Annotated in this window: 26 protein-coding genes; 11 read left to right on the top strand and 15 right to left on the bottom strand. The window is 51.7% G+C overall.

What is annotated here, in order from left to right; genetic code table 11:
* Positions 1-77: 77 nt before the first annotated feature.
* Together DW47_RS0104010 and envC are read right to left on the bottom strand one after the other, a co-directional pair.
* Positions 78-983, bottom strand: coding sequence for a divergent polysaccharide deacetylase family protein (locus DW47_RS0104010; RefSeq protein ID WP_029685060.1), 906 nt, complete (start codon positions 981-983; stop codon positions 78-80).
* On the bottom strand, positions 983-2,284 hold the full coding sequence (envC, locus tag DW47_RS0104015) for a murein hydrolase activator EnvC (protein WP_029685061.1): 1,302 nt from the start codon (positions 2,282-2,284) through the stop codon (positions 983-985). Before envC ends, DW47_RS0104010 begins: the two co-directional genes overlap by 1 nt.
* Before the next feature lie 252 nt (positions 2,285-2,536).
* On the opposite strand from envC, the gene DW47_RS0104020 reads away from it, so the two are divergent.
* From DW47_RS0104020 to cysE, 5 genes are all read left to right on the top strand, one after another.
* Complete coding sequence (locus tag DW47_RS0104020; RefSeq protein WP_029685062.1) at positions 2,537-2,968, top strand: rhodanese-like domain-containing protein; 432 nt, start codon at positions 2,537-2,539, stop codon at positions 2,966-2,968.
* 18 nt (positions 2,969-2,986) lie between these two features.
* Positions 2,987-3,241: a glutaredoxin 3 gene (gene grxC, locus DW47_RS0104025; RefSeq protein WP_029685063.1), complete on the top strand. Its 255-nt coding sequence runs from the start codon at positions 2,987-2,989 to the stop codon at positions 3,239-3,241.
* A gap of 43 nt (positions 3,242-3,284) precedes the next feature.
* Entirely contained in the window at positions 3,285-3,743 is a 459-nt protein-coding gene (secB, locus tag DW47_RS0104030) for a protein-export chaperone SecB (protein WP_029685065.1), read from the top strand.
* Complete coding sequence (gene gpsA / locus DW47_RS0104035) at positions 3,743-4,762, top strand: NAD(P)H-dependent glycerol-3-phosphate dehydrogenase (RefSeq protein WP_029685066.1); 1,020 nt, start codon at positions 3,743-3,745, stop codon at positions 4,760-4,762. Before secB ends, gpsA begins: the two co-directional genes overlap by 1 nt.
* A 75-nt stretch (positions 4,763-4,837) precedes the next feature.
* The gene (gene cysE / locus DW47_RS0104040) at positions 4,838-5,659 is read left to right on the top strand and encodes a serine O-acetyltransferase (protein WP_029685067.1); all 822 of its coding nucleotides are present in this window, start codon (positions 4,838-4,840) and stop codon (positions 5,657-5,659) included.
* Between the two features lie 26 nt (positions 5,660-5,685).
* Here cysE and trmL read toward each other — a convergent pair whose 3' ends face one another.
* Genes trmL through cpxR form a run of 3 tightly spaced genes read right to left on the bottom strand, consistent with a single transcriptional unit; the run spans position 5,686 to position 8,264 of the window.
* Entirely contained in the window at positions 5,686-6,159 is a 474-nt protein-coding gene (trmL, locus tag DW47_RS0104045) for a tRNA (uridine(34)/cytosine(34)/5-carboxymethylaminomethyluridine(34)-2'-O)-methyltransferase TrmL (RefSeq protein WP_029685068.1), read from the bottom strand.
* A 36-nt stretch (positions 6,160-6,195) separates the two neighbouring features.
* Positions 6,196-7,572 carry an envelope stress sensor histidine kinase CpxA gene (cpxA, locus tag DW47_RS0104050; protein WP_029685069.1) on the bottom strand — a complete coding sequence of 459 codons (1,377 nt, stop codon included), beginning with the start codon at positions 7,570-7,572 and terminating at the stop codon, positions 6,196-6,198.
* On the bottom strand, positions 7,569-8,264 hold the full coding sequence (gene cpxR, locus DW47_RS0104055; protein WP_029685070.1) for an envelope stress response regulator transcription factor CpxR: 696 nt from the start codon (positions 8,262-8,264) through the stop codon (positions 7,569-7,571). Before cpxR ends, cpxA begins: the two co-directional genes overlap by 4 nt.
* A 151-nt stretch (positions 8,265-8,415) precedes the next feature.
* Between cpxR and cpxP the strand changes: the two genes are divergently transcribed.
* The 5 genes from cpxP (at position 8,416) to DW47_RS0104080 (ending at position 13,326) form a co-directional block, all read left to right on the top strand.
* On the top strand, positions 8,416-8,868 hold the full coding sequence (gene cpxP, locus DW47_RS0104060) for a cell-envelope stress modulator CpxP (protein ID WP_029685071.1): 453 nt from the start codon (positions 8,416-8,418) through the stop codon (positions 8,866-8,868).
* A 417-nt stretch (positions 8,869-9,285) separates the two neighbouring features.
* Entirely contained in the window at positions 9,286-10,188 is a 903-nt protein-coding gene (gene fieF / locus DW47_RS0104065) for a CDF family cation-efflux transporter FieF (RefSeq protein WP_029685072.1), read from the top strand.
* Positions 10,189-10,383: 195 nt separating this feature from the next.
* On the top strand, positions 10,384-11,346 hold the full coding sequence (gene pfkA, locus DW47_RS0104070; RefSeq protein ID WP_029685073.1) for a 6-phosphofructokinase: 963 nt from the start codon (positions 10,384-10,386) through the stop codon (positions 11,344-11,346).
* A gap of 135 nt (positions 11,347-11,481) precedes the next feature.
* Positions 11,482-12,471, top strand: a complete 990-nt coding sequence (locus tag DW47_RS0104075) for a sulfate ABC transporter substrate-binding protein (RefSeq protein WP_029685074.1) — start codon at positions 11,482-11,484, stop codon at positions 12,469-12,471.
* A gap of 72 nt (positions 12,472-12,543) precedes the next feature.
* Positions 12,544-13,326, top strand: coding sequence for a CDP-diacylglycerol diphosphatase (locus tag DW47_RS0104080; protein WP_029685075.1), 783 nt, complete (start codon positions 12,544-12,546; stop codon positions 13,324-13,326).
* Positions 13,327-13,347: 21 nt separating this feature from the next.
* On the opposite strand, the gene tpiA is transcribed toward DW47_RS0104080, so the two are convergent.
* From tpiA to DW47_RS0104110, 6 genes are all read right to left on the bottom strand, one after another.
* A complete protein-coding gene (gene tpiA, locus DW47_RS0104085) occupies positions 13,348-14,118 on the bottom strand; it encodes a triose-phosphate isomerase (protein WP_029685076.1) in 771 nt (256 codons plus the stop codon).
* Positions 14,119-14,238: 120 nt separating this feature from the next.
* Positions 14,239-14,847, bottom strand: coding sequence for a DUF1454 family protein (locus DW47_RS0104090; protein ID WP_084689026.1), 609 nt, complete (start codon positions 14,845-14,847; stop codon positions 14,239-14,241).
* A 61-nt stretch (positions 14,848-14,908) separates the two neighbouring features.
* Entirely contained in the window at positions 14,909-15,655 is a 747-nt protein-coding gene (fpr, locus tag DW47_RS0104095) for a ferredoxin--NADP(+) reductase (RefSeq protein WP_029685078.1), read from the bottom strand.
* Positions 15,656-15,814: 159 nt separating this feature from the next.
* Positions 15,815-16,804, bottom strand: coding sequence for a class II fructose-bisphosphatase (glpX, locus tag DW47_RS0104100; protein ID WP_029685079.1), 990 nt, complete (start codon positions 16,802-16,804; stop codon positions 15,815-15,817).
* A 101-nt stretch (positions 16,805-16,905) separates the two neighbouring features.
* Entirely contained in the window at positions 16,906-18,426 is a 1,521-nt protein-coding gene (gene glpK / locus DW47_RS0104105) for a glycerol kinase GlpK (protein WP_029685080.1), read from the bottom strand.
* Positions 18,427-18,473: 47 nt separating this feature from the next.
* Complete coding sequence (locus DW47_RS0104110; RefSeq protein WP_029685081.1) at positions 18,474-19,316, bottom strand: MIP/aquaporin family protein; 843 nt, start codon at positions 19,314-19,316, stop codon at positions 18,474-18,476.
* A 424-nt stretch (positions 19,317-19,740) separates the two neighbouring features.
* Here DW47_RS0104110 and zapB point away from each other — a divergent pair, with 424 nt between their 5' ends.
* Complete coding sequence (gene zapB / locus DW47_RS0104115) at positions 19,741-19,980, top strand: cell division protein ZapB (RefSeq protein ID WP_029685082.1); 240 nt, start codon at positions 19,741-19,743, stop codon at positions 19,978-19,980.
* Positions 19,981-20,046: 66 nt separating this feature from the next.
* Here zapB and rraA read toward each other — a convergent pair whose 3' ends face one another.
* The 4 genes from rraA to ftsN form a co-directional block, all read right to left on the bottom strand.
* Complete coding sequence (gene rraA, locus DW47_RS0104120; protein ID WP_029685083.1) at positions 20,047-20,541, bottom strand: ribonuclease E activity regulator RraA; 495 nt, start codon at positions 20,539-20,541, stop codon at positions 20,047-20,049.
* A gap of 151 nt (positions 20,542-20,692) precedes the next feature.
* Positions 20,693-22,027: an HslU--HslV peptidase ATPase subunit gene (gene hslU / locus DW47_RS0104125; RefSeq protein WP_029685084.1), complete on the bottom strand. Its 1,335-nt coding sequence runs from the start codon at positions 22,025-22,027 to the stop codon at positions 20,693-20,695.
* 11 nt (positions 22,028-22,038) lie between these two features.
* Positions 22,039-22,569 (bottom strand): ATP-dependent protease subunit HslV, encoded by a 531-nt coding sequence (gene hslV / locus DW47_RS0104130; protein ID WP_029685085.1) that lies wholly within the window; start codon positions 22,567-22,569, stop codon positions 22,039-22,041.
* An 87-nt stretch (positions 22,570-22,656) separates the two neighbouring features.
* Positions 22,657-23,643: a cell division protein FtsN gene (gene ftsN, locus DW47_RS0104135; protein ID WP_029685086.1), complete on the bottom strand. Its 987-nt coding sequence runs from the start codon at positions 23,641-23,643 to the stop codon at positions 22,657-22,659.
* Positions 23,644-23,716: the final 73 nt, after the last annotated feature.

A 23,716-nucleotide genomic window follows, 5' to 3' on the forward strand; every position in this document is an offset into this window, starting at 1 on the left:
CTCTCGCGGGAACTGCCATGATGACGGCTCGCATCGTAGGGAAAGCCGAGCCTGCTGACGCAGGCCCAGTTCAAAAATCAGAATAGCGAGCGAATATCACGGACAAACTGGCTGTTTTTCAGACTGCTGTAAATTCTGGCAACACCAGTAGAGGGAGGTGGTGGAGTCAGTTTATGGGTAGTCCTACATTGGCGACCAAACGGCGGTGCTGTCGGCTTCATGCTGCCAGCGGCAGGTGTTTTACCGGTCATGGACGGCAGTGCTACGCCGTTGAGTAATTGACTTGGCCTGACCAGCGTAATGTCCGGCGGCAGGCTAGCCAACATTTGCTGTAATACTCTGACGGTGGCCGGGTGAGGGTGACCAATGGCAATCGCTGAGCCATTACGGCGTGCTAGGCGAATGGCCCGTTCAAACTGCTGACGGATATCGGCATCATTCGGCGTATCATCAAGGAAGACATTACGTTTAAGGATCCGCACGTCGGTACCTTTTGCAGCTGGCACGGACTGGCTGTTACCGATAGTCATACTGTCAAGAAAGTAAAACTTATAGTGGTTCAGTACCTGCATGACATTGATCATTCCCGGCAAGCTGGACGTCATTTTACTGCCCATATGATTATTCAACCCGACCGCATAGGGGACATGGTCGACTGCCAGCTGAATAATACGCGCGATATCAGCTCGGCTCATCTCCGGGCTAAGCGTGTTTTTTTCCAAGGGTTGTTTACTGAGGGGGGCCATCGGCAGATGGATCAGGACTTCATGCCCCGTCTGGTGGGCCTTGATCGCCATTTCCCGGGCATGGGTTGAGTCCGGTAGTACCGCCACAGAGACGGCGGCCGGCATTTTCAACACCTGGTTTTCTTCTTTTGGCCGGTAGCCAAAATCATCAATTACAATCGCCAGCTTACCGGCTAACGCAGACTGGCAAATTAGCAAGCCACCGAGTAAGGCGGCGGTTTTAAGACCCTGCACCATTATTTTCCTAACCAGCTGAGAGGGTTAACTGCCTGACCCTGACGACGGATCTCGAAGTACAACGAAGGGATACCCCGACCACCGCTGGTCCCGACGAGAGCGATTGGTTGACCGGCTCGTACCTGATCACCGACATTCACCAGTGCGCTCTGATTATAACCATAGAGCGTCATATCCCCTTTGCCGTGTTCCAGTACAATGACCAGCCCGTACCCCTGCAGCCAGTCGGCCATAATCACACGGCCGTCAGCAATCGCTCTGACATCAGTCCCTTCCGCTGCACTGATGACTAATCCTTTCCAGCGTAGTTCACCCTGTAGGGTTTCACCAAACCGATGTAACAATTTACCTCTGACTGGCCACGGATACTGTCCAGCCGGCCTTCCCAGCCCTCCGGTACGGGCCATCAACTCCTGCTCACCTTCCGTTGGCTTATAGTTCGAACCAGAGGCTTTTGCCTGTGCTTGGCGCTGGCGCACCTGGGCGGCTTCCCGCGCTTCTTGTTCAGCACGAGCTTTGGCAATCTGTTCGGCTCGGGCAATCTTCGCTTGTAAACGGCTTTCATTCTGGCGCATCTCCACCAGATCGGCCTGATCTTTTTCCAGTGATGACTCCAGCACGCTCAGCGTTCGCTGACGCGCTGAACGCGCCTGCTCAAGTTTTGCCTGTTGTGCCTGTTGTTGGATCAGGAGTTGCTGCTGTTGCTGTTGCTTCTGCTGTAGTTCTTGCTTCTGCGCAGCCAGTTGGGCCCGGGTTTGTTTTAGATCGCGGATGTTTTGTTGGCGGGCCTGATTAAAATAAGTAAAGTAGGTAAGGATGCGGTCATCGCGCTCGCCTGCTTCTCCACTGAGCATCAGTTCTAAGCCGCTATGCTGACCTTGACGAAAGGCGGCATCCAACTGCTGTGCCAGCAAATCTTCTTCACGATCCTGACGCTTTTCGAGGGCACTGACTGAACGGGTTAGCGAATCAATATCACGAGTAATGCCATCAAGCACTGACTGGGTTTGCCGAAGTTGTCGGCTCGCCTGAGCAATCAGTTTCTCCTGACTCTCCAGTTGATCCAGCAGGGCGCTACGCTGAATCTTCTGAGCACGGACACTTTTCTCTTTATCGGCGATATCCTGCTGAATAGATTTCAGCTGTGTTTTGTTATCGTCTGCGGCAGTGGCAGAAACGGAAAAGCACAGATAGCCCGCATAAAGCAGGCTGATGGCCAGCAGAGGCAGTTTCCGCACTGTTGGAAGTGAGCGGAGCGCGATCCCTGGCGAGCTCGGAGTGACAGGTTTTTTTTTCGTCATAAGGCAGCGATTATTTCACGATGCCCGGCGGCTTACCAGAGTCCGCGCCGGGATTTCATAGTTTGTCACTGGCATTACTAGCATAATCAGACAACAGGAAAGTGCTGAGTGCTTAAATGCAGAATTTATCGGGTAAATCTCACATAAATTGCTCGTTCAACGGTTTTAGTGTCTGTACATGCCGTGCTGCACAGGTATACTCAGAGCCCTTATATTATCTTATTTCTGTCCGGTCTGGAGTTGTTACCCCTCATGCAAGATATTATGGAATTTGCACGCAATCATCTGGTTCTTTGCCTCGCTTGGGTTGTTTTATTAGTGCTGGTGATTGTTACTACCTTTAAGGGGCTGGTGTCCAAAGTGAAAACGGTCAGCCGTGGCCAGGCGACTCATCTGATTAATAAAGCCAATGCGGTGGTTGTTGATGTCCGCAGCCGTGATGATTTCCGTCGCGGACATATCTCCGGTGCTGTGAACCTGGCCGCCGCAGAGATCAAAAAAGGCAACCTGACTGAGGTCGAAAAATTCAAAGATCAGCCGGTGATTGTGACCTGCCAAACCGGACAGACTGCTGGAGAATCTGCCGCTCAGTTAAGCGCTGCTGGATTCACTCAGGTCTTTGTTCTGAAAGAAGGTATCAGTGGTTGGAACGGTGAAAACCTGCCGCTGGTACGTGGTAAATAAGCGTAAGAGGGACTGAAAATGGCGACAATTGATATCTACACCAAACAGACCTGTCCGTTCTGCCACCGAGCGAAAGCACTGCTGGAGAAGAAAGGCGCAGCCTTTAATGAGATTGCTATTGATGGTGATGCCGAAAAACGTGCAGGTATGATTGAACGCAGCGGCCGTACTACAGTTCCTCAGATCTTTATCGATGGAAAACATATTGGTGGTTGTGATGATCTGTTCGCCTTAGAAGCTGAACAGGGTCTGGACCCATTACTGCAAGCCTGATTGACCAGGCGGGACTACTTTAAACTAAACAGGATTAAGTGCCATGTCAGAACAAAATAACAGCGAAATGACTTTCCAGATCCAGCGTGTTTATACCAAAGACGTGTCTTTTGAAGCCCCTAATGCGCCACAGGTCTTCCAGAAAGAGTGGGAACCTGAAGTCAAACTGGATCTGGATACCGCCTCTTCCCAGTTGGCTGACGGTATTTTTGAAGTTGTTCTGCGTGTGACGGTGACGGCGACCGTAGGGGAAGAAACTGCGTTCCTGTGTGAAGTTCAACAGGCGGGTATCTTTACCATTGCTGGTATTGAAGGGACTCAGATGGCACATTGCTTGGGTGCATACTGCCCGAACATCCTGTTCCCTTATGCCCGTGAGTGTGTTTCCGGCTTAGTCTCTCGTGGGACCTTCCCGCAGCTGAACCTGGCTCCGGTGAATTTCGATGCATTGTTTATGAGCTACCTGCAGGAACAGGAAGGTAGCGCGCCGCAGGACGCGTAATGACGATTCGTAGCCATGCTGTCAGTGTGATCGGTGCCGGTTCTTACGGTACCGCCCTGGCCATTACGCTAGCGCGTAATGGGAACCCAGTTGTGTTATGGGGGCATAATCCGCGTCATCTTGAGCGTTTACAGGCAGAGCGATGTAATACCGAATTCCTGCCAGAGGTAGCCTTTCCGGATAACCTGCGGATTGAGCCTTCTCTGACGGCAGCGATTGCTGCCAGTCAGGATATTCTGGTGGTTGTCCCCAGTCATGTATTTGGCGAGGTGCTGGCCCAGATTAAACCTTGCCTAACCGCAGAATCACGTCTGGTGTGGGCGACCAAAGGTCTTGAGCATGAAACGGGTCGGCTACTGCAGGATGTTGCCCGTGAAATTCTTGGGCCGGATATTCCGCTGGCAGTGATCTCCGGGCCGACGTTTGCCAAAGAACTGGCAGCGGGTATGCCGACGGCGATTGCACTGGCATCGACCGATACACTGTTTGCGGAGCAGTTACAGCAGAAACTGCACTGTGGAAAAAGTTTTCGTGTTTACAGTAACCATGACCTGGTGGGTGTCCAACTCGGTGGCGCCGTAAAAAACGTCATCGCAATCGGTGCGGGTATTTCTGACGGTATCGGTTTCGGAGCCAATGCACGCACTGCATTGATTACCCGAGGCTTGGCAGAAATGAGTCGCTTAGGGGCGGCCCTCGGCGCGGATCCGACCACTTTTATGGGGATGGCCGGTTTGGGCGATTTAGTGCTGACCTGTACCGATAATCAGTCCCGTAATCGACGTTTCGGAATGCTACTGGGTCAGGGTAACAGTGTTGACGTGGCTGAAAAAAGTATTGGTCAGGTGGTCGAAGGCTACCGCAATACTAAAGAAGTTAGGGCATTGGCAGCACGCGTCGGTGTAGAGATGCCGATTACCGAACAGATCTTCCAAGTTCTGTATTGCGGGAAGCCAGCCCACGAGGCTGCCCTGTCATTACTGGGACGGGAAAGGAAAGATGAGAACGACGCGCGCTAAGGCGCGGGTCTGGCAGTATCTGAATCAATATACCATGAGCGCCTGTTAGGGCGCTTTTTTATCGGGAGTCTGGTTATGTCGTCTGAAGAGTTAGCACAAATCTGGGAAAACATTATCGCCGAAGCCAGAAGCTTGGCTGAGGGTGAACCCATGCTTGGCAGCTTTATTCATGCGACATTACTGAAACACGAAAATCTTGGCAGTGCGCTGAGTTATATGCTGGCGAATAAGCTTGCCAACCCAATTATGCCTGCCATTGCAGTCAGGGAGATTGTTGAAGAGGCTTATCGCAAAGATCCGACGATGATTTTTTCGGCAGCGCGGGATATTACGGCGGTCAGCCAGCGTGACCCGGCCGTGGATAAATACTCGACACCGCTGCTTTACCTAAAGGGTTTCCACGCACTACAGGCTTACCGTATCGGTAACTGGTTGTGGAAGGAAGGACGTCGCTCTCTGGCGGTCTATCTACAGAATGAGATCTCGGTTTCGTTTGGCGTAGATATTCATCCAGCAGCCTCTATCGGCTGCGGCATTATGCTGGATCATGCCACCGGTATTGTGGTCGGTGAGACTGCAGTCATTGAAAATGATGTCTCGATCCTGCAATCGGTTACCCTTGGCGGTACCGGTAAGACCTGCGGTGATCGTCATCCTAAAATCCGTGAAGGGGTAATGATCGGTGCCGGGGCTAAAGTACTGGGTAATATTGAAGTTGGGCGTGGCGCTAAGATTGGAGCCGGCTCTGTGGTGCTTCAACCGGTGCCACCACACACGACCGTAGCGGGTGTCCCGGCTCGCATTGTCGGTCGCCCGACCTCAGAAAAACCGTCGATGGATATGGACCAGCATTTTAATGGTACCCTTAACGGGTTTGAATACGGGGACGGCATCTAACGTCCCTGTGCCGGGTACCGAGATGATCACTCTATGATGCGTGCCCCGGCATAGTCTAGTTGCCGCCAAGCTTCATACACGACCACAGCCACCGCATTCGATAGGTTCATGCTGCGGCTGTCCGGCATCATGGGGATGCGTATTTTTTGCATCGCCGGTAGTGTCTCCAGAATGGTTGCCGGAATGCCACGGCTTTCAGGGCCAAACATCATATAATCTCCTGCCTGCCAACTGACTGCACTGTGCGCCGGTGTTCCTTTGGTGGTCAGTGCAAATAGCCTCTCCGGCTGTTCTGCGGCAAGAAATGCCTGATAGTCAGCATGACGTTGGACGGAAGTGAACTCATGATAGTCGAGCCCAGCACGGCGTAACCGCTTGTCATCCCAAGTGAATCCGAGGGGTTCAATCAAATGTAGGGCAAAACCAGTATTCGCACATAGACGAATAATATTACCGGTATTAGGCGGAATCTCTGGTTCAAATAAAACGATGTTAATCATATAGGCTCCCGGTGACGAGAGCCGCAGAATAGCAAATTATTGCTGAACAGAGTACAGCGGAAGCCAGATTATCAGACGCAGTCCACCTAATGGACTATCTTCGGCTTTTACCCAGCCATGGTGTTGTTGTAGGGCGGTATCAACAATCGCCAGTCCCAGACCGGTACCGCCGGACTCGCGGTCACGAGCTTCATCGGTGCGGTAGAAGGGACGGAAAATCTGCTCACGATCCTCTGCACTGACTCCCGGACCGTCGTCATCGACATGTACGGTGATACCGCTACGATCGACCGAGAATGCGACACTAATGTGTGAATGCGAATAGCGTAGGGCATTACGGATAATATTTTCCAGCGCACTTTCTAGTGCATGAGGGTTGCCGTACAACGGCCAAGGGCCGGGCGGATAGGGTATATCCATTTTTTTTCCCATTTGTTCGGCTTCAAAGCGGGCATCTTCTAGCACTCCCCCCCACAGAATATTGGCCTTCATCGCCTCACTCACCAGCGCGTTATTATGCTGGGTACGGGAAAGTACCAACAAATCATTGATCATTCCGTCCAGACGCCGAGCTTCGGTTTCAATTCGTTCTAATTCTTTACTCTCTCCTGAACGCCGACGTAGCAGGGCGGTTGCCAATTGCAGTCGGGTTAGCGGCGTTCTCAACTCATGGCTGATATCTGACAGTAGGCGCTGCTGAGCGGTCATCATCCGTTCCAGAGCGCTGACCATCTGGTTGAAGCTGGCCCCGGCGGCGATAAACTCCTGCGGACCTGATTCCAGTTCTGGATGCTGCCGTAGATTTCCGATGGCCACCTCATCAGCGGCATGTTTCAGTTTTCGGGCTGGCTTCGCGAGGCTCCATGCCAACCATAGCAGCAATGGGGCACTAATGAGCATGGTAACGATTAGCAGCAATAGCGGGCGGTCGAACAGCAGATTGATAAAGTTTAGCTGGGAACTAGTCGCTGGCCGCACCATATAGAGCTGGTAGTTATCCTCCCCATCTTGCACGGAGAAAGGGCCTAGCATTTCTGTGCGGCCGTAGGTTTTTTTCTGTGGGTGGTCGGCATTGTCCGACTGGCCGATGAAATTACGGATAATTTGCATTTCATTATGGCGGGCACCGATCACCCTACCTTCAGAGGTCACCAATAGCAGATGCTGACCCGGCGGTGCCCATTTATCGATAGCACGGTATAAGCGACGCCACCACATCAAATCATTTGGCGGATCCTGCGCCAGTTCAGCTTCTACATGCTGCTCGATCATTACTCCTTGGCGCTGTTCACTGCCTAGTAGGGAGGCCATCTGCCGAGAGTCTAGTTTAGGCACCATTAACACCAGCATCAGTACCAGTGCTAGCGTCAGCCAGAAGATGGCAAAGATGCGGGTAGTCAAACTGCTTATCATGAGGCAGCAACCATTAAGTAGCCGCGGCCTCGTAAGGTTTTAAACCAAGGGTGTCCATCTACACGCTCTGGTAGCTTGCGACGCAGGTTGGAGATATGCATATCAATAGCCCGGTCAAAAGGCGTCAGACGTTTTCCCAGCACTTCTTGGCTCAGATGCTCACGGGAGACCACTTGCCCCAGATGTTGAGCCAACAGGTAGAGCAAGGTAAATTCGGTGCCCGTCAGTTCCAACACCTCATTATTAAAGCTGGCCTCTTGGCGTCCCGGGTTAAGTTTAAGTTGGTCCACCTGTATTGCCGGTGAGGCATTGTCGGTTTGCTGCTGTTCACTCCAGTTTGAGCGGCGTAGGATTGCGCGAATACGGGCTACCAGCTCGCGATCATTAAAGGGCTTAGGCAAATAGTCATCGGCACCCAGTTCCAGGCCCAGTACCCGATCCAGTTCACTGCCTCGGGCAGTGAGCATAATCACCGGCGTTTGATGCTGCTGGCGTAACTCTTTCAGGGTATCGATCCCGTTTTTTCTCGGCATCATGACATCCAGTAACAGTAAATCAATGCTGTTATCCAGCAGGGCGAGGGCTTTTTCACCGTCATCTGCGACCACGACCTCGAAGCCTTCCATCTCAAGTAACTCTTTTAATAAAGAAGTCAGCTCACGATCATCATCAACCAGTAGAATTTTATTCATTATGTTTTCCTCCGCAGGAAAAATACCGTGTTCCAGGGTGGTCAGGGTGTCACTTTACGTAGTTTTACACCCCCTGACGGATGTTTGCAGCAACTGGATTACACTGGTTTCCGTTGAGTTGAGAAACAAAAAATTATTTCCGGAGCCAGAAATGCGCCAATTGATGATCGTCGCACTTTCGTCACTGGTTATTGCAGGTCAGGCATCAGCACAAACCGGCGACCAGCCACCTCCGGATATGATTATTACTGCTGACAGTATGGCGCAGAATTTTCAAAATCATATGTTCGAGGGTATTGAATTAACTGAACAACAGCGACAGCAAATGCGGGATTTAATGTTTCAGGCCCGCCAGGCTCAGACAGCCTTTTTACTGTCAGATATTGAGAAGCAACATCAACTAGTGACCGCCTCGGAGTTTAACGAGACTGCTGTGCGGGCACAGGCCGAAAAAATGGCCCAGAGTTATGTGAACGAACAGGTCGAAATGGCCAGAGTTCGTCACCAAATGTATAACCTGCTGACCGTACGTCAACAGGCGATATTACAAAAGAATTTTGAACTGCGTGTCAGCGATATACGCCGTTCAACACAGTTACCGTAACCAGCCTCGCTGATTGCCGTAAGCGCAGTACCAATAGTATGCCCTATCCCTTTTCCTTGCCATAGACACCATCCCTGTCTTCCCCCTCAGAAATGAGGGGTTTTTTTTATCTGTTATTTCCCGTCAATCAAGCGAACAAATTGAGTTAACGGCAATAAAGTGGCACAGCAGGGAGGTGGTTACCCTGTGCTAACGATTGGATAATTTTCCTGTCACCGGTTGTGAACCGACTTCGAACTCTACCGTCGCGACAGGAATTCTGTTTATCTCCAGACATTGCTGTCCATTTTCCCTCCGAGCTTGATACACTTAAACGCGACCCTCTGGCCTGACTCCGGGTTGACGCATTGCGACCAAAACCCTACGGGGACTGACGCAGTAAAGTTTCTTTTGAAAGATCAATATTCAGGAACGCTAATGGTGAATTCCTACGCACGACTGGTGACTTCGGCAGCCGTTGCTGCCACGGCCCTTGCCTCTGTACTGCTGGTCATTAAAATCGTTGCTTGGTGGTATACCGGATCGGTCAGTGTGCTTGCGGCACTGGTGGATTCGCTGGTGGATATCGGTGCTTCGCTGACCAATCTTTTGGTGGTGCGCTATGCCCTACAACCCGCGGATGACAATCACTCATTTGGCCACGGCAAAGCCGAATCTTTGGCGGCGTTAGCGCAGAGTATGTTTATCAGTGGTTCTGCACTGTTTTTATTTCTGACCAGTATTCAGCATCTGATAAGCCCTGGACAATTGCGTGCGCCGGTGGTGGGAATGGCTGTCGCTATCAGTGCCCTGATCACTACCCTAATACTGGTGATGTTTCAGCGCTGGGTGGTCAGCAAAACCCATAGTCAGGCGATCCGGGCGGATATGCTGCACTATCAGTCTGATGTGCTGATGAATGGAGCGATTGTGGTCGCGCTGGCGCTCAGCTGGTACGGTATGACCTATGCTGATGCGCTGTTTGCCTTTGGGATCGGTATTTATATCCTGATTTCAGCGATCCGTATGGGCCATGAAGCGGTACAGTCCCTGCTGGATAGAGCTCTACCCGAAGAGGACCGCGAGCAGATTATTCGAGTGATCCGCGATTGGCCTGGCGTCTGTGGGGCACATGATTTCCGTACCCGCCAGTCTGGACCGACAAAGTTTATTCAGTTGCATCTGGAAATGGACGATCATTTGCCACTCGTTGAAGCCCACGATCAGGCAGAGGCACTGGAAGAGGCGTTGAAAGCGCTATTCCCGGGTGCAGATGTGATTATCCATCAAGATCCGTCGTCGTCAGTAGCCGCAGATAAGCGCGGGCTCTTTATTTTTTAAGCCATTGGCAGCGGGCTAAAACCAGCTTCACCGAAGAGATTTTCTTGGCGTTGTAATGTCAGTGACCTGAATCAATCCCGGTCACGGGGTTTGGTATATGATAGAGCGGAAAACACCTCGGTATCTTCAATACGCAGACAGTGGCCGGGTGGACCGAAAAATTCCCCTTTAGTTTCAGACTATCCAGAGGTTGTCATGATCAAAAAAATTGGTGTATTGACCAGCGGCGGGGATTCCCCGGGTATGAATGCCGCTATCCGTGGTGTCGTACGTGCTGGACTCGGTGAAGGACTGGAAGTTTTTGGGATTTATGACGGCTACCTCGGACTCTATGAAGACCGGATGGTTAGCCTCGACCGCTACAGTGTGTCTGACATGATTAACCGCGGTGGAACTTTTCTTGGATCTGCCCGCTTCCCTGAGTTTCGTGAGGATGCGACTCGGACGATTGCGATAGAGAACATGAAAAAGCGCGGACTGGATGCGCTGGTAGTGATCGGCGGCGATGGTTCCTATATGGGGGCTAAACGGCTGACCGAAATGGGCTTTCCCTGTATTGGTTTGCCCGGCACTATCGATAACGATGTCGCCGGCACGGACTACACTATCGGTTATCACACTGCCTTGGAAACCGTAGTGGAGGCGATTGACCGCCTGCGTGATACCTCGTCTTCGCATCAGCGTATTTCTATTGTTGAAGTGATGGGCCGCCATTGTGGCGACCTAACATTGGCGGCAGCGATTGCCGGTGGCTGTGAATTTATTGTGTTACCGGAAACCCCTTATACCCGCGAGGAGCTACTGGCGGAAATTAACACGGGAATTGCTAAGGGGAAAAAACACGCCATTGTCGCGATTACCGAACTGATTTGTGATGTTGGGGAACTGGCCCGCTATATCGAAAAAGAGACCGGCCGGGAAACTCGAGCCACAGTGCTGGGACATATCCAGCGTGGCGGTGCACCCTGTGCTTATGATCGTATCCTTGCGTCACGGATGGGCACTTACGCGATAGACCTGCTGTTACAAGGGTACGGCGGCCGCTGTGTCGGGGTACAGAATGAAAAAATGGTCCATCACGATATTATTGATGCCATCGAGAATATGCGTCGTCCGTTCCGCCGAGATGTACTGGATACCGCTAAGAGGTTGTATTAAATGAATTAACAGGCCGATATCTATCCTAAGGCCTATTTTTTTATGCATTTGTGATATAAAAACGGAATTTTAGTTCTTTAAGTTATTTTCCGGGTTATGCCACCCTGTTATTAGGAAAAATACAGGGGGCAAACTATGAAGAAGTGGCATGTTGGTCTGGCGCTGATGTTAGTGTCTGCGAGTACGCTAGCAAAAGATTATCAGTTGCTAAACGTATCCTATGACCCAACCCGAGAATTTTACGAGCAGTACAATAAGGCCTTCGCTGCCCATTATAAGCAGGAAACGGGGGATAATGTCATTATCCGTCAGTCTAATGGCGGCTCCGGTAAACAAGCTACTTCGGTCATTAATGGTATCCGTGCCGATGTGGTGACACTGGCGTTACAATCCGATGTGGATGCGATTGCCAACAGTGGCCGTATTCATAAAGACTGGATCAGCCGTCTACCTGATAACTCCGCCCCTTACACATCAACGATTGTTTTCTTGGTACGCAAAGGTAATCCCAAAAATATTCATGACTGGAATGATCTCATTAAACCAGGCGTGTCAGTGATAAGTCCGAACCCGAAAACCTCCGGCGGTGCTCGCTGGAATTATCTGGCGGCCTGGGGATATGCCCTTGACCATAACCAGAACGACCCACAAAAAGCCCAAGCTTTTGTGAAAGCCTTATATAAAAACGTTGCAGTTCAAGATTCCGGCGCACGCGGAGCTACCAATACGTTTGCTGAGCGAGGTATCGGAGATGTACTGATCGCCTGGGAAAACGAAGCTTACTTGGCAAAAAATAAGTTGAAAAGTCAGGATTTTGAGATTATCACTCCGAGTGAGTCGATTTTGGCAGAACCGACGGTCTCTGTGGTTGATAAGGTGGTTGATGAACGCGGTACCCGTAAAGTCGCGGAAGATTACCTGAAATACCTGTACTCCAAACAGGGACAGACCATTGCGGCAGAAAACTATTACCGCCCGCGTGATCCAGAAGTGGCCAAACAGTTTGCGAATCAGTTTAAACCGATCAAACTGTTTACCGTTGAAGATAAATTCGGTGGCTGGACAGTCGCTCAGAAAACCCACTTCAGCGACGGTGGCACTTACGATCAGATCATGAAGCCCTGATAAACAGTAATCAGTGACATTCCTCCCGGTTCACGTAACATGATGTGACATCGGATCGGGAGGAGCGTATTAATGCAGGTATTTTCAGTCTCGAAAAAGAAGGCGCTTTCGCTGCTGGCACTGATTATCATAATTGTTGCCGCAGCGTTATTCTATATTAGCCACCGTATCACGGATCATTCCGGCGTCTTATGGAAATTTGTCAGCCAGCAATGTGTTCCAGATATGGAACAACACCAACGTCCTAACCCCTGTGAAAAAGTCGACCTGTCAGCGGGCTACGTCTTGTTTAAAGATAGGGTCGGTCCGCTGCAATATCTGCTGATGCCTGTGCAGCGGATAACGGGTATCGAAAGTCCGCTGTTACAACAGCCAACCACACCGAACTTTTTCCTGCTTGCTTGGCAGCAGCGTCATTTGCTCTCTGAAAAACATCAGGCTGCTATCCCGGACAGTCAGCTGGCGATGACGATCAACTCTGTATCTGGCAGAACCCAGAATCAAATGCATATTCACCTTTCCTGCCTACGCAGTGATATTGCTCACCAAATCAACCAGCCCTCCCAGAATTTTAGTGATCATTGGCAGACCCTTTCACTGCGATCCCATCCCTATCTGATCCGCACACTCAGCCCGACACAGTTGGCTGAGGAGAGTGTGTTTATTCGCGTCGCGCGGGAAATCCCAGGGGCTGAGAATAATATGGGTGATTACGGGTTGGCGCTGACGACCTTGCAGAATGGGAAGTTAGTGTTGCTGGCAGTGAAAAAGGACTTACTGAAGGCGAATACGGGGTCGGCAGAGGAATTACAGGATCATAGCTGTAAGATACTGGCTAAACCGAGCGGCACCTGAGCTGAGGTGCCGCTATGCGGCTTAGTGGGCGTTTTTTGCGGCGGCGGCAGCATTAACAATCACCGCAAAAGCATCGGCTTTCAGTGATGCACCACCGACTAGTGCACCGTCAATGTCCGGCTGAGTGAATAACTCGGCCGCATTTTTATCATTGACCGAACCGCCATACTGAATAATGACCTGTTCAGCGATAGCAGCATCTTTCGCGGCAATATGTTGGCGGATAAAGTGGTGCACGGCCTGTGCCTGCGCGGGGGTTGCTGATTTTCCGGTACCTATCGCCCATACCGGCTCATAGGCGATCACAGCGCCTTTAAAGGCATCAGCACCCAGCGTATTCAGGATGGCATCAATCTGGCGGGCGCAGACTTCTTCGGTTTTACCGGCTTCATTTTCCGCATCGGTTTCACCGATACACAGCACGGGGATCAGGCCTGTATCCTTCAATACCGCAAATTTTTTCGCAATCAGGTCATCGCTTTCTTGGTGATAGGTGCGACGCTCCGAGTGTCCGATGATGATATATTTCGCGCCGATATCTTTCAGCATCTCTGCTGAGGTTTCACCGGTGAATGCGCCGGACAGATTGACGTCAACGTTCTGTGCGCCCAGGGCAATAGGGCTGCCAAAGACGGCATTTTTTGCCTGATCGAGATAGAGAAATGGCGGTGCAATGACGACATCGCAGCCATCAACACTTGATAATGTTTCACGCAGACCACTGATCAGTTCGGCTGTCATCTGTTTGCTGCCATTCAGTTTCCAGTTACCCATAACTAATGGATGTCGCATTCTGTCCTCCGCATTACGCGATTTAGTAAATACTACTGCCGACAGGCAATGGTGTCTGTTAACCAGTATAAAGCTCAAATTTTCTGACTGCTTTGCTTTTCGTCATAAATCAGAAACAGTTTAGTGATCAGGCAGAATCAGTCGCACAGGTTCGATAGCCAGCGTGATCCCGTTGTCGCCGTGGGAGGCGAGCACATAACGCAAGGCGCCTTCATTTTCGGTTATCGTTTTCTTTTCTTTGGCAGCGTTAAGTAAAGCCTCAAGTTTTTGCTGACTCTGCTGTGGGGATAATAGCGGAGAAAAATAGTGGATTAAGGCTGCCATATAGCGGAAAGCTAAGTCGCGGGACGCTTTTTCTATCAGCCCCTTATGGGGGATCCAGGTCATCTGTAAGGACTTAATTTTACCACTGCCGGGTTCCAGCGCGGTGGACGAATAGAAATCGGGACTTACCTGGCTGACTGCGAGCACAACCAGTCCGGAAGGCTGCCCGGTTTCCACGGTTCGGTACTCCGGTAACGGACTCTGCGGGTTATTATGGTTAAACTGCTCGCGGAAACGGGGTACCGTATCACTGAATACGGGGGCTCCAGGTTGCAGATAGGGAGCAACTTCCGGAGGCGGAGGTGTCGCATGGGCTAGCCCAGAAACTGTTAATAGCAGGGCCAGGCCTACGAAGACCCGCAGACAGCGGGTGATAGTGGACAGATTTTTTTCACTGATATCCATAGCAGAATAAGGGAGTCCTGTTCTTTATGGGGTGAAAGCCGCCCCCTCGGGCAGAGCAGCCCTACCAGTAATGCTCACTGGTAATATGGCCGGGCTTCCGGCGCAGATGCTTCGACATATTCCGTGTCGTTTTCAGTAAGTGCTGTGTATCCCTGACCATCTGCGGATTACCACATAACATAACATGACTGGTCTCTGCGGACAGCGTTAATCCTGTCTCATGCTCTAGGGTACCGTTTTCGATAAGTGCCGGTACTCTGCCGTACAGACTACCTTCGGCATGCTCACGACTGACCACAGTCTGAATACGCAGTTTGCCATTAAACTGCTGCTGCAGCTGTTGCATCAATGGTAGATAGCTCAAATCTTCCGCATAGCGTGCCGCATGGACTAGGACGATGTTGTTAAAGCGTTCTAGCCCTTCGCCCTGTTGCAGTATAGAGAGATAAGGGCCGATCGCGGTACCGGTGGCTAGCATCCATAGAGTGTCACAGTCCGGTACTTCCTCACAGACGAAGAATCCTGCCGCGTCGGCGGTGATCTGCAGGCTATCGCCTTGCTGTAACCGATGCAATGACGGACTGAGTTTTCCCTGTGGGACATTGACCAGATAAAATTCTAGGTGAGGGGAGGTGGGGGCATTCACATAGGAGTAAGCCCGCTGAACTTTCTCACCGTTAATCTCCAGTGCCAGTTTGGCAAACTGCCCTGCGACAAACGGTCTGACAGGCGCATGTACGACGAGACTAAACAGTGCCTCTGTCCAATGGGTCACAGAGACCACTTTTCCTTCACACCACTCTGCCATGGTTCGATTCCTCCTGATAATTCACTGAATGACGGAATTATCATCGCTGTGATTAGCGTTGTTTTCCACCCCTGGAACGGATGAAAGCTCATATCGACAAACCCGCGGGGATTATCCAGTAGGCCGGAGGCAGTGCTCCGGCCAGGTGCCCGTTGGCAGTTATTGCGGCTCGGGGGAGAGTCGGTGCAGTGACTGAATACGCCGCAGGGTACCGCTTTTACCTCGTACCAGTAACGTTTCGCTGCTAATTTGCTGACCTTGCTGACGGATACCTTGCAGCAAATCCCCGTCGGTAATGCCAGTGGCGGCAAAGACCACATCATCACTGCTGACCATCTCAGCCAGGGTCAGGCATTTGCCGGCTTCAATTCCCATACTGACACAGCGAGCTATCTCCTGTGCACCGAGAGTCCGATTCTGCTGATTATCCTCTTTTACCTGATGACGGGGCAGTAAACGTCCCTGCATATCTCCGCCGAGTGCACGCACCACTGCAGCGGAGATCACTCCCTCAGGCGCACCACCGATACCGTACATCACATCCACGCTACTGTCTGGCAAACAGGTCAAGATCGATGCTGAAACATCCCCATCTGGGAAGGCGTAGACTCGGCAGCCGAGGTCGTGCAGTTGCGTAATAACCTGGCGGTGGCGGGGCTTATCTAGCACTGCCACTGTCAGCTCAGACAGCGCTTTACCGGAGGCTTGGGCAATGACTTCCAGGTTGTGCCGCAGCGGCAATTCTAGGTCTATCAGGTCGCGTGCCTGTGGCCCTGCCACCAATTTTTCCATATACATATCCGGCGCATGAAGAAAGCAGCCTTTATCGGCAACGGCTATTACGCACAGTGCATTGGGTTGACCCATAGCGGTCATACGGGTCCCTTCGATAGGATCAACGGCGATATCGATTTCATCTCCCTGGCCACGGCCCAGCTGCTCGCCGATATACAGCATCGGGGCTTCATCTATTTCCCCTTCACCGATAACAATCTGGCCGCGAATATCAAGCGTATTCAGCATGCTCCGCATAGCATTCACCGCGGCGCCATCCGCCAGATTTTTATCTCCGCGTCCCAGCCACTGCCAGCCAGCCAGCGCGGCTGCTTCGGTGACTCGAGCAAATTCGAGGGCAAGTTCTCTTTTCATGGTCTTTTTTCTGCAGGAAAGGGGTGGGGCAGTGTATCACAGGCAGGTAGGGTAAAAATTGATACCACCCCGGCCTGCAGAGTGCAGGCCGGGGGAAAGGATCAGACCTCTTTTTCGTCTTCCCAACCACGGGCGCGGGAGACGGCTTTCTGCCAACCGGCGTAGCGATAGTTACGCTCGGTGGTTTCGATCGACGGACGGAATTCACGCTCAATCACTGACATCGCTCGCACTTCCTCCAGATCCTTCCAGAAACCGACGGCCAGACCAGCCAGGTAAGCGGCCCCCAATGCGGTCACTTCGCGTACTTCCGGACGTTCAACCCGGGCACCGAGAATATCGGCCTGGAACTGCATCAGGAAGTTGTTGGCGACCGCTCCGCCGTCAACACGTAGCGATTGCAGACGGGTGTTGGCATCATTTTGCATGGCTTCCAGCACATCGCGGGTCTGGAAAGCAATCGACTCCAAGGTGGCACGGATAATGTGGTTAGCATTAGCTCCACGGGTCAGTCCGAAGATGGCCCCGCGGGCATAGGGGTCCCAGTAAGGAGCACCCAATCCAGTAAAGGCCGGGACCATATAGACGCCATTCGAGTCTTTCACTTTCATCGCAAAATATTCGGAGTCGAGGGCATCATTAAACAGGTTCAATTCATCGCGTAGCCACTGAATTGACGCACCTCCGATAAATACTGCTCCTTCCAGTGCATAGTTGACTTCACCACGCGGTCCACAAGCAATGGTGGTCAGCAGGCCGTGGGTGGAAGTAACGGCCTCTTTACCGGTATTCATCAACATAAAGCAGCCGGTACCATAGGTATTTTTTGCCATCCCCGGTTGTACGCATAACTGACCGTAGAGTGCTGCCTGCTGATCCCCGGCGATCCCCGCGATCGGAATACGGGTACCGCCTTTACCGCCGATGTTGGTCTGCCCGTAGACTTCGGAGGACGCTTTCACTTCCGGCAACATCTCCCGAGGGATATCGAGGATATCCAGCATCCGCTCGTCCCACTGCAGTTTATGAATATCGAACATCATAGTACGTGAGGCGTTGGTATAGTCAGTGATATGCACTCTTCCTTGGGTCATTTTCCAGACCAGCCAGGTGTCGACAGTACCGAATAGTAGCTCTCCGCGTTTGGCACGGTCACGGGCGCCCTCAACATTGTCGAGGATCCATTTGACCTTGGTCCCGGAGAAGTAGGGGTTAATTACCAAGCCGGTGGTATTACGAATATACTCTTCTAAGCCCGGCTCTTTTTTCAGCCGTGAGCAGTAGTCGGCAGTACGTGGGTCCTGCCAGACAATGGCGTTATACACTGGCTTACCGGTTTTTTTATCCCAGATAATGGTCGTTTCACGCTGGTTAGTGATACCGATGGCCGCAATCTGATCGGAACGGATATCGGCATGGGCCAGCACTTCCACCAAGGTTGAACTTTGGGTCGCCCAGATATCCATTGGGTCATGTTCTACCCAGCCGGTTTTTGGATAAATTTGGGTAAATTCGCGCTGTGAGACGGCAACGATATTAGCATTGTGATCTAGGATAACCGCACGTGAGCTGGTAGTTCCTTGGTCCAGTGCAACGATGTATTTGTTTTCGGCGTTAGTCATAATCTGTTCCTGCTCAGTTCGTGGTGAGAATGTACGCGTCTCAGAGATTATTTAGAGCGTGCCAGCGATTTTTTTGCTTCTTTTTCTACGCTTTTCACGGCATTTCCCGGTAAATAGCGGCCAATAAAGTTACGGTAGATCAGTGCCCCGAGGCTGGCCCCGACTAATGGGCCAAACACTGGGACCAAGAAGTAAGGGATATTTTGTCCGCCGGTGAAAGCAACTTTACCCCAGCCTGCTAGGGCCGCGAACATTTTCGGGCCAAAGTCACGGGCCGGGTTCAACGCAAAGCCGGTGAGTGGCCCCATAGAAGCACCAATGACCGCGACCAGTAAACCAATCAGTAACGGCGCTAATGGACCACGTGGTAGACCGTTACCGTCATCTGTCAGCGCCATGATCACACCCATCAGTACGGCAGTGATCACCATCTCAACAAAGAATGCTTGGCCAACACCGATGTGCGGGTTCGGATAGGTGGAGAAGATCCCTGCTAAATCCAAGCTTTCGACGCTGCCGCGCACCATATTGTGTGTCTCCTCAAAGTTGAGGAATAGGCTGCGGTACAGCGCATAAACCAGAGCGGCTGCACAGAATGCCCCAGCGACCTGTGACAGAATATAAGGCACAACTTTACGGCCTTCAAAGTTACCGAATAGGCAGAGGGCCACTGTGACTGCTGGGTTAAGGTGAGCCCCGGAAATTCCGGCACTGACGTAGACGGCCATTGAGACAGCCAAGCCCCAGACAATACTGATTTCCCATTGTCCGAAACTGGCCCCGGCCAGTTTTAATGCGGCAACACATCCGGCACCAAAAAACAGAATTAGACCGGTACCGATAAACTCAGCGATGCATTGGCCTGTGAGTACGTTCGTTGTCTGGCTCATGATCAATTCCTTACGTGGTTTAAAATAATCGGTGTTGTGTGCCTTTTCCTTGGCCACCCGACTTTTGTTGTAGGGTTGATGTAAATTTATCGTTAACGAGCAAAAACGATAAATACCGAACTTAAAATTTGTGCACCATGTCAAAAGAAATGAGCGAAATCGAGAGTTTTGTTAACTTTTGGGTCATTTGTGAGCAGTGAGAAAGAAGAAAAAAGGTGCTTACTACCCGTGGGTGGTGGACCCAATGCAGTAACTGTCACTGAAAAGTGTTACAGACTGCTCTGTAAATCATCAGGTCACTGGACTTGCCAGAGCAGGCTCCATACAATCGGGGTATTGTCGGCCGCTGCAGGAATTTTACAGGGTCTGTCAGTTATGCAGCCGGCACATCAGCGCCTTGCGATCTATAGGAGAGATTAGAAAGATGTCATTTGAAATGTTTGAAAAACTGGAAGCAAAAGTACAGCAGGCGATTGATACCATCACCCTGTTGCAGATGGAAATTGAAGAACTGAAAGAGCAGAATAATACGCTGAAACAGGAAGCTCTGCAGGTTGCCGGCAACCATGACAGCCTGACACGTGAAAATCAGCAATTGAAAGAAGAGCAGCAGCAGTGGCAGGAGCGCCTGCGTACCCTGCTGGGAAAAATGGATGAGGTTTAATTCTGCAGTAAGAATTAAACAGTGAATCGGGTGCCTTTAGGCACCCGATTTGCTTTGCAGCATCGGTCAGGCATCTTCGTCTCCCCCTAATGGGTTTTCTGACAGAATGATGCCGGTATTGTCGGCGTACAGGTAATCCCCAGAGAAAAAGGTGACACCGCCAAAATTGACGCGAATATCACTCTCACCAATCCCTTCACCGGCTGCACCGGCTGGGATCGCCGCCATGGCTTGCAGACCAATATCCAATTCTTCTAGTTCATCAACCTGACGTACAGAGCCGTAGACAACAATTCCTTCCCACTCATTTTGCGCCGCCAGACGGGCTAACTGAGCATCAATTAATGCACGGCGCACCGAGCCACCGCCATCGACCAGTAACACCCGACCGAGGCCGTTTTCTTCGAGCAGATCATAGAGCAGACCGTTGTCTTCAAAGCATTTCACCGTCGTAATCTGACCACCAAAGGACGTGCGACCGCCAAAGTTTGAAAACAAAGGTTCTACAACGTTCACTTCTTCATGGTAAATATCACACAGTTCAGAGGTATCGTATTTCATCGCCGTTTCATCTGTTTGTCAGAGGTAGGGAAAGTATATCGCGTTATCTCTGCGGATAGCAAAAAAGCCGATGCCGGGATGCCAAGTCGCAGACAGTAAAAAGCCCCCACTCTCAACTGAGAGCGAGGGCTGTATGGCGCGCGATTATCCGTTATAGGATAAAGCGGCTGAGGTCTTCATCAGCGACCAGTTTATCCAGATGCTCACTGACGTAAGTGGCATCAATGGTCACTGTCTCACCCGGACGGTCGCTGGCATCGAAAGAAATATCTTCCATCAGACGCTCAAGGACCGTGTACAGGCGACGAGCACCGATGTTTTCGGTGGTTTCGTTGACCTGCCAAGCTGCCTCAGCGATGCGGCGGATACCGTCATCGGTAAAGTTGATCGTCACCCCTTCGGTAGCCATCAACGCTTTGTACTGTACCGTGACAGACGCGCTCGGTTCCGTCAGGATACGCTCAAAGTCATTGACGGTTAGCGCCTGTAGTTCGACACGGATCGGCAGACGACCCTGTAACTCAGGGATCAGGTCAGACGGACTGGCCACCTGGAATGCACCGGAGGCAATAAACAGGATGTGATCGGTCTTGATCATACCGTGTTTGGTAGAAACCGTGCAGCCTTCAACCAGTGGCAGCAGATCACGCTGCACCCCTTCGCGGGAAACATCGGGGCCGGAGGACTGACCGCCGCCTTTACAGATTTTATCGATCTCATCGATAAAGACGATACCGTGCTGCTCTACGGTATCGATAGCTTCCTGTTTCAGTTCTTCAGGGTTAATCAGACGCGCGGCTTCTTCTTCAATCAGCAGCTTCATCGCGTCTTTGATTTTCAGCTTGCGGGTCTTCTGCTTCTGGCCGCCGAGATTCTGGAACATGGACTGCAGCTGGCTGGTCATTTCTTCCATGCCAGGTGGTGTCATGATTTCCACTTCCATCGGCGAGTCGGCCAGATCAATTTCGATCTCTTTGTCGTCCAACTGGCCTTCACGCAGTTTTTTACGGAAAGACTGACGTGCCGCGGAAGGCTCGGCATTCTGCTCCGGCTGCCCCCAGTTATTTTTGGCCGGTGGGATCAGTACATCGAGAATGCGCTCTTCTGCCTGCTCTTCGGCTCGGGATTTATTGCGCTCGATAGCTTGGCTACGCACCATTTTAATCGCTGAATCGGTCAGATCGCGGATAATTGAATCCACTTCCTTACCGACGTAACCGACTTCGGTAAATTTAGTCGCTTCTACTTTGATGAACGGTGCATTTGCCAGCTTCGCTAGGCGGCGAGCAATTTCTGTCTTACCTACACCGGTTGGACCGATCATCAGAATATTTTTGGGGGTAACTTCGTGACGCAGCTCGGCATCCAGCTGCATGCGCCGCCAGCGGTTACGCAATGCGATAGAGACAGCACGCTTCGCACCGTCCTGACCAATAATGAACTTGTTCAGTTCACTGACTATTTCGCGGGGAGTCATTTCAGACATCGTTAAAATCCTTACGCCTTGGACGTCAGTTCTTCGACATTGACGTTATGGTTGGTATAGATGCAAATATCACCAGCGATCTCCAGCGCTTTTTCCGTGATCTCTCTCGCGCTGAGGTCGGTATTTTCCATCATGGCACGGGCGGCTGCCTGCGCATACGGGCCACCGGATCCGATAGCAATCAGATCATTTTCTGGCTGGATGACATCGCCATTACCACTGATGATAAGAGAGGCGTTTTCGTCCGCCACCGCCAGTAACGCTTCTAGGCGGCGCAGCATACGGTCAGTACGCCAGTCTTTGGCCAGTTCGACGGCGGCTTTGACCAGGTGACCTTGGTGCATTTCCAGTTTACGTTCGAACAGCTCAAACAAGGTAAAGGCATCGGCAGTGCCACCGGCAAAACCGGCGATGACTTTATCGTTGTACAGGCGACGTACTTTTTTTACGTTACCCTTCATTACGGTATTACCCAGAGTAGCCTGGCCGTCGCCACCGATCACTACTTGGCCATTGCGTCGAACACTTACAATCGTTGTCACGGGCCGCCCCTTTTTTCAGTGAAAAAAAGACTCCGCGGAGTACGCGGAGCCACTTATAGGGGAGATATGGGGGGAGAGGAAAAGTTTTCAACCCCTGAACGGCAGAGTTATACAGTTTCCGTGACCATTTCCGCGTAGTTGTTTGACAATGCTGTCCACTTTACTGCGATCAGCGTAAGGGCCAATCACTACACGATTCCAGCCACCACCAACGGTGATACGGCTTTCAAAGCCCTCAAATGCAAGGCCTGCTCGGGCCGATTCTGCCTGCGCACTGCCTTTGAACGATCCACACTGGATGATCCAGCGTTTACTGGAACTGGCCTCAGCCTGACGTGCCGGCGCGGGGGGCGCTGCCGGAGCCGGTGCTGACGGCGTCACTGAGGTTATCGGCGCAGGGCGATGTTCTGTCTGTGTACTGTTACGACTTTCCGCTTGGGCAGTGGCTTCCCGTTGCTGTCTTTCCGTCGCTGCCTGCTGCTGACGTTCGAGGCGTTGTTGGCGCTCGGCCTGCTGGCGTTGACGTTCCAGGCGTTCAGCCTCCTGAGCTTGAGCTTGAGCTCGGGCTTGCTGCTGCTGAACGTTCTGTTGGGCATACTCCCGTTGCTGGCGCAGGGTCTGTTGTTGCTGTGCCGGGGTCTGCTCATTCCAAGGCACTTCATTCAGTTGAGTGGGTTGCTGGCGCATGTCCGCAGCCATTTGGTCAAGCAGCTGACGTTGTTCATCGGTCAATTGGGCCGGTGATCTGACTTCCCCGCCCGCCGAAGGTTCAGTAGGTGCCGGTACCGTCACATCACGGTTTTCCAGCTCTTTGATGTACTTCCAGCGTTCTTCCGGTTTCGGGGGCAGAGAGGAACCGGTACTCTTGTGAGGGAGTGGTTCCTGTTTCTCTTCTTTTTTATGATGAGCAATAAACATTAGACCACCCACAAAGGCGACCAGCACAGCAGCTGCCAGTGCAATCATAACTTTAGGAAGTCCCGAGCTGGGTGCGCTCTTTTTACCTCTGGAAGTGTTTTTCTTGCGTTGCGTCCCTGTTGAACGCCCGCGGCCTACATAGTCTTTTTGTGCCACATTCGTTCCGCTAAGTTTGAAAATCAGTCTGGAGGGCGTTCAGCCCGAGTCACTCTGTGATGGCAATAGCTGC

Origin of the sequence: Tatumella saanichensis, from assembly GCF_000439375.1 — a bacterium.
GTDB lineage: Bacteria > Pseudomonadota > Gammaproteobacteria > Enterobacterales > Enterobacteriaceae > Tatumella > Tatumella saanichensis.

Excerpts from the sequence above, each read along its gene's own strand:
- DW47_RS0104010 (WP_029685060.1), bottom strand. The coding sequence starts at position 983 with ATGGTGCAGGGTCTTAAAACCGCCGCCTTACTCGGTGGCTTGCTAATT.
- envC (WP_029685061.1), bottom strand. The coding sequence starts at position 2,284 with ATGACGAAAAAAAAACCTGTCACTCCGAGCTCGCCAGGGATCGCGCTC.
- DW47_RS0104020 (WP_029685062.1), top strand. The coding sequence starts at position 2,537 with ATGCAAGATATTATGGAATTTGCACGCAATCATCTGGTTCTTTGCCTC.
- grxC (WP_029685063.1), top strand. The coding sequence starts at position 2,987 with ATGGCGACAATTGATATCTACACCAAACAGACCTGTCCGTTCTGCCAC.
- secB (WP_029685065.1), top strand. The coding sequence starts at position 3,285 with ATGTCAGAACAAAATAACAGCGAAATGACTTTCCAGATCCAGCGTGTT.
- gpsA (WP_029685066.1), top strand. The coding sequence starts at position 3,743 with ATGACGATTCGTAGCCATGCTGTCAGTGTGATCGGTGCCGGTTCTTAC.
- cysE (WP_029685067.1), top strand. The coding sequence starts at position 4,838 with ATGTCGTCTGAAGAGTTAGCACAAATCTGGGAAAACATTATCGCCGAA.
- trmL (WP_029685068.1), bottom strand. The coding sequence starts at position 6,159 with ATGATTAACATCGTTTTATTTGAACCAGAGATTCCGCCTAATACCGGT.
- cpxA (WP_029685069.1), bottom strand. The coding sequence starts at position 7,572 with ATGATAAGCAGTTTGACTACCCGCATCTTTGCCATCTTCTGGCTGACG.
- cpxR (WP_029685070.1), bottom strand. The coding sequence starts at position 8,264 with ATGAATAAAATTCTACTGGTTGATGATGATCGTGAGCTGACTTCTTTA.
- cpxP (WP_029685071.1), top strand. The coding sequence starts at position 8,416 with ATGCGCCAATTGATGATCGTCGCACTTTCGTCACTGGTTATTGCAGGT.
- fieF (WP_029685072.1), top strand. The coding sequence starts at position 9,286 with ATGGTGAATTCCTACGCACGACTGGTGACTTCGGCAGCCGTTGCTGCC.
- pfkA (WP_029685073.1), top strand. The coding sequence starts at position 10,384 with ATGATCAAAAAAATTGGTGTATTGACCAGCGGCGGGGATTCCCCGGGT.
- DW47_RS0104075 (WP_029685074.1), top strand. The coding sequence starts at position 11,482 with ATGAAGAAGTGGCATGTTGGTCTGGCGCTGATGTTAGTGTCTGCGAGT.
- DW47_RS0104080 (WP_029685075.1), top strand. The coding sequence starts at position 12,544 with ATGCAGGTATTTTCAGTCTCGAAAAAGAAGGCGCTTTCGCTGCTGGCA.
- tpiA (WP_029685076.1), bottom strand. The coding sequence starts at position 14,118 with ATGCGACATCCATTAGTTATGGGTAACTGGAAACTGAATGGCAGCAAA.
- DW47_RS0104090 (WP_084689026.1), bottom strand. The coding sequence starts at position 14,847 with ATGGATATCAGTGAAAAAAATCTGTCCACTATCACCCGCTGTCTGCGG.
- fpr (WP_029685078.1), bottom strand. The coding sequence starts at position 15,655 with ATGGCAGAGTGGTGTGAAGGAAAAGTGGTCTCTGTGACCCATTGGACA.
- glpX (WP_029685079.1), bottom strand. The coding sequence starts at position 16,804 with ATGAAAAGAGAACTTGCCCTCGAATTTGCTCGAGTCACCGAAGCAGCC.
- glpK (WP_029685080.1), bottom strand. The coding sequence starts at position 18,426 with ATGACTAACGCCGAAAACAAATACATCGTTGCACTGGACCAAGGAACT.
- DW47_RS0104110 (WP_029685081.1), bottom strand. The coding sequence starts at position 19,316 with ATGAGCCAGACAACGAACGTACTCACAGGCCAATGCATCGCTGAGTTT.
- zapB (WP_029685082.1), top strand. The coding sequence starts at position 19,741 with ATGTCATTTGAAATGTTTGAAAAACTGGAAGCAAAAGTACAGCAGGCG.
- rraA (WP_029685083.1), bottom strand. The coding sequence starts at position 20,541 with ATGAAATACGATACCTCTGAACTGTGTGATATTTACCATGAAGAAGTG.
- hslU (WP_029685084.1), bottom strand. The coding sequence starts at position 22,027 with ATGTCTGAAATGACTCCCCGCGAAATAGTCAGTGAACTGAACAAGTTC.